At 41.6% G+C, this 8106-nt stretch carries 6 protein-coding genes (1 of these 6 running past the window's edge); 3 read left to right on the plus strand and 3 right to left on the minus strand.

The window, feature by feature from the left end; translation table 11 throughout:
* Positions 1–2 precede the first annotated feature (2 nt).
* Together LEP1GSC047_RS12010 and LEP1GSC047_RS12020 are read left to right on the plus strand one after the other, a co-directional pair.
* Positions 3–1130, plus strand: coding sequence for a hypothetical protein (locus tag LEP1GSC047_RS12010; protein ID WP_010413188.1), 1128 nt, complete (start codon positions 3–5; stop codon positions 1128–1130).
* Positions 1131–2080: 950 nt separating this feature from the next.
* A complete protein-coding gene (locus LEP1GSC047_RS12020) occupies positions 2081–2911 on the plus strand; it encodes a hypothetical protein (RefSeq protein WP_010413186.1) in 831 nt (276 codons plus the stop codon).
* A gap of 396 nt (positions 2912–3307) precedes the next feature.
* Here LEP1GSC047_RS12020 and LEP1GSC047_RS12025 read toward each other — a convergent pair whose 3' ends face one another.
* The gene (locus LEP1GSC047_RS12025) at positions 3308–3988 is read right to left on the minus strand and encodes an ArsR/SmtB family transcription factor (RefSeq protein ID WP_010413184.1); all 681 of its coding nucleotides are present in this window, start codon (positions 3986–3988) and stop codon (positions 3308–3310) included.
* Positions 3989–4081: 93 nt separating this feature from the next.
* Between LEP1GSC047_RS12025 and LEP1GSC047_RS12030 the strand changes: the two genes are divergently transcribed.
* Complete coding sequence (locus LEP1GSC047_RS12030) at positions 4082–4630, plus strand: class I SAM-dependent methyltransferase (protein WP_238325570.1); 549 nt, start codon at positions 4082–4084, stop codon at positions 4628–4630.
* 371 nt (positions 4631–5001) lie between these two features.
* On the opposite strand, the gene LEP1GSC047_RS12035 is transcribed toward LEP1GSC047_RS12030, so the two are convergent.
* Both LEP1GSC047_RS12035 and LEP1GSC047_RS12040 read right to left on the minus strand, forming a co-directional pair.
* Positions 5002–6426: an MATE family efflux transporter gene (locus LEP1GSC047_RS12035; protein WP_010413181.1), complete on the minus strand. Its 1425-nt coding sequence runs from the start codon at positions 6424–6426 to the stop codon at positions 5002–5004.
* A gap of 1461 nt (positions 6427–7887) precedes the next feature.
* A protein-coding gene (locus tag LEP1GSC047_RS12040; RefSeq protein ID WP_010413179.1) for a TetR/AcrR family transcriptional regulator crosses the window boundary here: on the minus strand, positions 7888–8106 show its end. Its footprint extends 342 nt past the window's final position; the window shows 219 of its 561 coding nt (coding positions 343–561); its start codon lies beyond the right edge, outside the window; the stop codon is at positions 7888–7890.

Consider the following 8106-nt stretch of genomic DNA (forward strand, 5'->3'; position numbering starts at 1 on the left):
CAATGCCCGATTGGATACCCGAAAAATATTCTCCGGAACTTTATTCAAAGAATACATTTCATACGGAAATGTCCGGATATTTTCGTGCTTTGGAAGATTCTTCCCTCAGAACATTTAAAGAGCGATTCGATAAAATTGGCCGCAGAATGGAGTCGATTCCGTTGGACAATTTTAGCCGTTTTATTAAGGCATCCGGTGAAGAATTATCCAATTGGCAATCTACAAAGGAAAGGATGGCGGAAGATTATTTTTCTTTGCAGAATAATCGAAGATGGGAGCTCGAATTGGCGCTTAAAAATCGGCGTTCGTCTTCCAAGCCGGAGGAGAATTCCTCATCCGGCATTGTGAGCCATGTTTGGACGAGTCTATGGGATGGACTAAACGATTGGTTCTCATCCGCTTCGCCCGCGGCGGATTCCGGTAAAAAAAGGATGAGCACTTCCGCGGATTCGGCTCCCGATCCGGACTTAGCGAATTTTCTGGATGAAAGAGAAAAATCTTTTAAAAAATTTCAATCTCTACTGGAATCCTCGGCACTTCGCTTGAATAAGACGTATAAGATCAGGTTTCACAAAAGCTTAGATTTGCAGATCCGGAAATTGAAAGCGGAAGACCGGTCTTACAGTCAGATCCGCTCTTCTCTGGAAGCCGCTCAAAATGCGGCGAATACGCATATTCCCGATAAAAAAATCAAAGATTATTCTTCTTTTATGATGAATAGGTTTTATGCGATCGTCTTCAAACAAAGTAAGGAGGCGGATTTGGGGGACGCCCCCGTTTCTAAGTTGAGTTTGAATATTCAAAAAACTGAATCGAGCCGACCGAAAGAAGATTTAAAAACTTGCAATATAACCGACCTGCCTCCTGAAATCATCAAGGAATGCGAAGAGGATTATATTATTTTAAACGTTTCCACTCAGGAAAAGAAGCATAAATTTCATCGTGCACTTTTGGAGACGTCAAACATCGAATCCAGACAACACGCTGAAGAATTTTTTTCGGAATGCAAATTTCAAGATAAATCGGCTCTTGCTTTGGCAAAAAAAATAATAGCCAGATCGGATATCTCCCTTTCGGAACGGGCGAGTCTACAAAAAATGATTCAAGTGCAAGAATCGTGTTCTTTGTAAAAGATGCGGGAATCGGAGCGAGTTTTTGATATTCACTGTATTTTTAAATTCCATGAAATTGCAATAAAAGATCTTGCACTCAATAATCTAATCGCATCCAAATCTCGAAGGGGACAGACGGATATCGTAAAGACATTAACCGGTTTCTATAAAAGCTCGAGATAAACTCAGACCTTATGATGCTTTCCGAATGAAAGCGACGTTTGCAGACGACAGATGCCTGAAGACAGACGCGTTCGCGTTGCTCACGCTAGACAGAAGCTATTTGTTGCCGGAAAGATCACAGAAGTAGAAGAAAGATCTCTCGTAACACAAGAATTTTTCTCTATAATATGGGAACTTTGATCACCAATGTTCTGTCCTCTGTCCTCTACGTAGAATAAAATTTGTTCGGTATCCGAAGATAGGCCTTTGCAAAACCCCGAGTGAGAGGTTGCCGAGCGATCCTGAAGCGATGCGAAGGCTGCGGAGTTAATCCCGCCTTGCAAATTGATTCATCTGAATCTATAACTCCAACGAAATAATTTAATAACTCTCCCGTAAAAGGCAAGTGGGCTGTTTTCTACGGTATCACATTTTCCATCAAATATTTCCAGGGCGGTAGCTTTGCCTTTAGGTTCCGAAGCGAAATAAGCTAAGATGATTCTCGGTTCAGAATTAATGAAATACTACTCAACAGGGCTCCGATCGTAACGCCAAGATTAAAGCACCAAGTATCTTGGTTTTTAAGTCTTCTAAGCATGAATTCCTCTGCCGTCTTCGATATGATTTTTTGGGTAACTTTCGCTACTATAAATAGATAGAAAATTATTGCCGAAATGACAATTAAATATTGAAAATATTTAGCATTTTTACAATAATGTAGCTTTGTAAGGTAGCGGCATCAAGCTTATGAATGTCCGTAACATTCATTTTCAATGGAAAGTAAACGATTATTAAGAAGGTAAGCAATGAGTAACTGGGATGTAGCGAGTAATGCTTGGGATTTCGGAACAAGCCAAATAAAGATCTGGATCGATGGAGAAAATCTGAAATATAAAAAATCTTTAAAACCGGAAAATATTATCCCGCGCTCTTCAATAACCGGAGTCGGCTTTAAGGCTGGCAATTTAACATCGATATTAACTATTTTTACTTCCGGTTCTGAAATTAATCTTAGAGTCCCTACCCGAGCTAGATCGACTAATTTGGCAGCGAGCATTTCCGGTTTTTTTAATGGGGATGCTACGCAAGGTAATCAAGCATCGAGAAAAGCGGGAAAATCCAGTACATTAAGGAATGCCTCTATAGTGGGAGCCTGCGTATTTATTCTTCTTATTATGATTGGGATGAGTGGATCAGGTAATTCCAAAAAGAAAACTTTAACTAAAGAAGAGATAAAGTCGGAAGTTTCAGAATACTTAAATCGTATACAATTGGCGGAACAACCCTCAATCGACGCCACCGCAAAATTTCTAAAAGTTAGCGAAGATAGATACGCGGGGTATGATGCGGCTAAGGCGGCTATTGCTAAAGCCGAATACGTCCAGGAAACCATTGAAAATTTAAAAATTTCCGATGATCTTCCTGATGAAATAAGAGATTCCTTAAAGGAAGCAAGAAAGAATCTTTCGGATGCCTATTTTTCCAGACAAAGAACCTTTCGATTTGCTCTTGAATTTTATGATACGAATAACCCTTCTGCTCTTTCAAAACTAAAGGAAAGCTCGAAGGCGTCGGAATATTTTATCAATATAGCTGCCAGCAATATAAATAAAGCAAAAAAAGCTGCTGGATTATAGTGCATTTCCTTTGTACGATGATGTCATAAAAGTTTCACACAATTAGAATTTCTGGTAATGCTCTCAAGGATAACATCGTAAATTTTTCGCACATTTAGAGATAAAAAGAAAGGCGCTCCTAACCGATTGAGATTGTAAGCAATCAAATTTCAAAAAAGACCTTGGCTAAATTGCCAAGATACGGAGGGCGGGCGAATCAACACACTGGCCCCTCCGGGGAATAAAATTCTCCCGTTACAAAACCTGCTTTTCCATCGCCGACTTCCAGGAAACAACCTTCTGCTCCTTTGAACTCGGCTTTTGCAATTCCAAATCGCAGTCCTTCAGCAATTTCGTAGTTCTCGTGCGACGACCATTCCGCTTATGCCAGCACCGATAATGACCATTCGTTTCATTCTAATTCCTTCTTTCCTTTACCAATTCGATACCCATGTTTGCGAATTCCAAGGGGCCCTCCGAGATACGATAAGCGTTTAACCCTTTTTTTCTTAGAATCTCCACCGCTTCTTTCGATAATACGCAATACTTACCGCGACAGTATGCGACGATCTTCTTGCGTTTCGATAGGGTATCTATCTTTGCTTTGAGTTCACTTAAGGGAATGGAAATGGATCCGGGTACATGACCCGAGTCGTATTCGTTTGAAGGACGTACATCTATGAGTATTATATCTTTCGCTAATACCTTTTTTAGAAAGTCCTTATACTCCAGTTCTCCGAGTTCTTGTTCCGAATCAAAAAAGGAATCCATTGCAACCTTAATTTCGGAATTGAATTCTTTACCGGCGGAAATAATCGCGTCGAGAATCGAAGCACCGGCATCCTCGATTTGATAGAAAATATTTCTGCCGTCCTTTCTGTCCCTAACCAGACGCGCTTCTTTTAAGGTTCGAAGATGATGGGAAGTGGCAGCCACGCTCATGCCGATCTCTTTCGCCAAAAGGTCAACGTTCTTTTCCGCCTGGACCAAAAGATCCAGCAATTCTATCCGTTTAGGATCCGAAATCGCTTTTCCGTATTTTGCCAGCATGGAATACACAAAATTCTTGAATTCGCGGCCGGTTCTTCGGGTGTTCATAATTTCACAAATATTCAAATATATATTTGAATATTTGATTGACAGCTGTCAATCCCGTTTTTTTATAAAAACATGAAAGTGCGAGATAGCGGAATGCCGGACGTCGAGTATTGGGATACCCTATTCGATGTTCCTCTGATTTTAGATAGGATGAAGCTACTTCGAAACGTCGGAACGATAGTGGAATTCGGTTCCGGTTACGGAACGTTTACGCTACCGTTGGCTGCGAATTCTAAAAATAGAATAATCGCCTTTGAAATTGAGAAAGAATTAGCTAAAAATCTTAAAGAAAGATCCATATCAGCGGGATTTGAAAACGTCTTTGCAGTGGAAAAAGATCTGATCGGAGAAGGGACCTCCCTTCTTTCGAATTCCATCGATTACGTGATGATTTTTAATCTTCTACATTCTGAAGACCCGGTTTCGATTCTCAAAGAGGCTAATCGTATTTTAAGACACGGTGGAATTGCCGGACTCGTTCATTGGAATTACGATCCGAATACGCCGAGAGGTCCTAAGATGGAAATTAGACCTCAGCCGTTGCAAATTTACGAGTGGGCAAAGGAAGCGAATTTTCACATCGAATCGAATCAACCCATCGATTTACCTCCTTACCATTACGGATTTCTAGCGTACAAGTGATCATCCTGATCCTTGAGCACGAAAGTAAAACTTTCGGAAAGGAGTTCGGTTTTTATTTATGTCTTTCTCCGATAGGTTTGAATATCGAAAAAGGAAGCGGTCGAAAACGAACCGTAATTTAGATGATCGAATTCACTATGCTCTTGGCGGCTTCATTGGAGGTCAGAATAAAAATCGAATCGGTTATCTATATTCTGAATTTACGAAGCTAGTAATTGAACAATTCGGATTAAATTAAATCTGGCTTAACTCATTCTATTTAAGTCAGTAGTTCCGTTCATTTTAGAACTACCGACTTAACATTTTCCCGTCTGCGAGTAATTTGCGCTCTCGGGTCTGCGTCCTTCGTATTCTAACGCAAAGTCGCAAAATCAAACCTTCGAAGTCTTCCATCCACCTTTACGGAATAGCCAAAGAGTGAATAATCCTACGGAAGTTTCCGTGATCATACTTGCCCAAAATACTCCCGAGTATCCGAAAGAAAAATACTTCGCCAAAACATAAGCAAATGGAATTTGGAAGATCCAAAAAAAGACCAGATTGATGATCGTAGGAGTAGTCGTATCTCCCGCGCCGTTGAAGGCCTGAACGCTTACCATCCACCAAGCATATACAAAATAGGAATAGGATACGATTCCCAACCACTCGGAACCGATAGAGATCACTTTAGCATCATCAGAAAAGATCGACATAAGGGATTCTCTGAAAATAAAATAGCAGATGGAAACCCCGATCAGAAAGCACATATTCCAGACTCCGACGATCCAAACGGACTGCTCCGCACGCTCCGGTCTTTGTGCTCCTAAATTCTGACCGACAAGAGTCGCCACAGCATTCGACATCCCCCAAGAAGGCATCAGAGTAAACATCATGATCCGAAGAGCAATGGTTGCTCCCGCTACCGCCTCGCTGCCGAACTCGGAAATAATCCTCACAAGAAAGATCCAAGAAGTCATCCCGATAATCATTTGTCCGATCCCGCCAAGAGAATTACGAATTATATCCGAAATGATTTTCCAATGCACGCTAATTTGAGAGCGAAGCACTCGAATATGTTTTCCGCCTTTTAAAAGCAGATAAACTTGGAAAAGAACTCCCACTCCTCTCCCGATATTCGTAGCGATAGCGGCACCTTCAATACCCAAGGCCGGAACTGGACCGAAGCCGAAGATAAAAATCGGATCCAAGATCATATTGAGACCATTCGAAATCCATAAAACTCTCATCGCAATCGCAGCATCACCCGCTCCTCTAAAGACCGCATTGAGTCCGAATAAAAGCATGATTACGATATTTCCTCCGAAGATCCATTGCGTGTAACGAGATCCGTGTTCTACAACCCAAGGATCTCCTCCCATGAGTAAAAGGAGGTCTTTCGCAAACCAGACTCCGAAGATAGCAAAAGGCAAGGAAACAAGTATGGAAAGAAAAAAGGATTGGGCTGCGGCAATCCCGGCTTGTTCCTTATCTCCTTCTCCGATCCTTCTCGCAATGATCGCGGTCACTGCAGTGGACATTCCGATGGCGAGAGAATACAGAAGAAACAAATATGTCTCAGTAAGCCCGACCGCTGCGACAGCGGAAGGCCCGAGAGCGCCCACAAAATAAATGTCAACGACCGCAAATGCAGACTCCATGACGAGTTCCAAAACCATCGGAACAGAAAGTAAGAAAACAGCCTTACCTAGCGAAATTTGCGTATAATCCGCCTCCGTTCCTGCAAGCGCCTTTTTCAATTCCCTCCAAAGGGAAGTTCGTTCCGATTCTAACTTTGGGTCTTTTTGTATAGCTTCCATCCATGCACCTTTACAATCAAGGTCTGAATGATCCGCAAAGAAAAGCAAGGCAGTTTATAGAATCATTTTTAAGTTAAGAACATTCTAAATCGATTCAAACGCTCGTCGGTTGCGGGACTCACAAAAACGAAAAAGTCGGGCGTTCCCACACGCTCTGCCGGTTTCATAAAAAACTTTCTCTAACAAGGTGTGGTCGGGCTACTACCGACTACGCGTCCTTCGTATCCCTAACGCAGCGACCCATAGGGAGCGAGTTAACGACCGCAAAGCGAGTCGGTGCAATCGCCAGATTGCAAACGAAATCAAAGTTAAAATCAAAACCAGCAACTACAATCGTAAGCGCAAATCAAATCAACATGCTGCATTCTAACGCAGCGACCCATAGGGAGCGAGTTAACGACTGCGTAAGCAAGTCGGTGCAATCGAAAGATTGCAAACGAAATCAAAGTTAAAATCAAAACCAGCAACTACAATCGTAAGCACAAATCAAATCAACATGCTGCATTCTAACGCAGCGACCCATAGGGAGCGAGTTAACGACTGCGTAAGCAAGTCGGTGCAATCGCCAGATTGCAAACGAAATCAAAGTTAAAATCAAAACCAGCAACCATAATCGTAAGCGCAAATCAAATCAACATGCTGCATTCTAACGCGAGGGTGCATAAATACTTTACAATTCTTGTATATACAAAATCATCCAGAATAAGTCGGATTCATCATCCTTTCTTGAAATCGCCGAAAAAGCTCCGAATGAGACAAGAAAGCTTGTGAGCCTTTCCGAAATATGAAGTCCCGCAAAAGAACGGAACTGGAAAACAGACTTCGTTGGAATACCCCCCTTGGGCAACGATCTCGGCGCAAGTCTGTGCGAACATAAAGTATAAAACACAAGGCAAGATTTGACACATCCTTTTTATTAGGTGATTTTTTCGCCTTGTCTTGAATATGTTCGATGTTCTTTTTTTGAGCTAATTTTTCAGGTCTAAAAAAGTCTGTATAAGAGTTTTTCCATAGTAGTATTTTCCGTGGCGCGGTCTTTCGTTGCTATTATGCTCAATCCAATGATCAACATCCTCCTAAAAGTCCTCAACTTCTTCATATTCTTTTGTTCTAAATACTATATCATAAAATTCTGATTGAATCATTCTATAGAACCTCTCTGCAATCCCATTACGCTGCGGACTTCAGGCTTTGTCTTGCTGTGACTAAGGATTTTAACTTCTTATCGAATCAAGGTCTCCACAAAATAAAAAAGCGAAGATTGCTCTTCGGCTTTTAGAATTTCACCCGAATAGCGAAGATGATTAGGCATTGATCGCAAAATTCTCGAACGTCGTAGCGTCTTCCGCCTACTAAAGAAGAATTTAATAAACGATCCTGGCTCAAGTCCAAGCTCTCTCTTTTCGGAAAGAAGAGAGAGCTTTTTACTCTAAAAACCGACAAGTTACCAAGAAAGAGATCTTATTCGTCCCAACCTTCTCTGATCAGTTTAAAAAGGGAAACTAAAGTAGCCTTAGGATTAGAAGAATCGATCGCACGATAAAACGCATCTAAGAGGAAACCTGCGATCGCTTCTGCATGGGCTCTTTGTAATTTTTTGGAAGCTTCTTTCTGTAGGACGTCCGCCAGGGATTTTTCATAACGCATAGACAACTGTCTTTCGTACGCGGAAAGTTCCGG

Source organism: Leptospira inadai serovar Lyme str. 10, assembly GCF_000243675.2.
Taxonomy (GTDB): Bacteria; Spirochaetota; Leptospiria; order Leptospirales; family Leptospiraceae; genus Leptospira_B; species Leptospira_B inadai.

Excerpts from the sequence above, each read along its gene's own strand:
- LEP1GSC047_RS12010 (WP_010413188.1), top strand. The coding sequence starts at position 3 with ATGCCCGATTGGATACCCGAAAAATATTCTCCGGAACTTTATTCAAAG.
- LEP1GSC047_RS12020 (WP_010413186.1), top strand. The coding sequence starts at position 2,081 with ATGAGTAACTGGGATGTAGCGAGTAATGCTTGGGATTTCGGAACAAGC.
- LEP1GSC047_RS12025 (WP_010413184.1), bottom strand. The coding sequence starts at position 3,988 with ATGAACACCCGAAGAACCGGCCGCGAATTCAAGAATTTTGTGTATTCC.
- LEP1GSC047_RS12030 (WP_238325570.1), top strand. The coding sequence starts at position 4,082 with ATGCCGGACGTCGAGTATTGGGATACCCTATTCGATGTTCCTCTGATT.
- LEP1GSC047_RS12035 (WP_010413181.1), bottom strand. The coding sequence starts at position 6,426 with ATGGAAGCTATACAAAAAGACCCAAAGTTAGAATCGGAACGAACTTCC.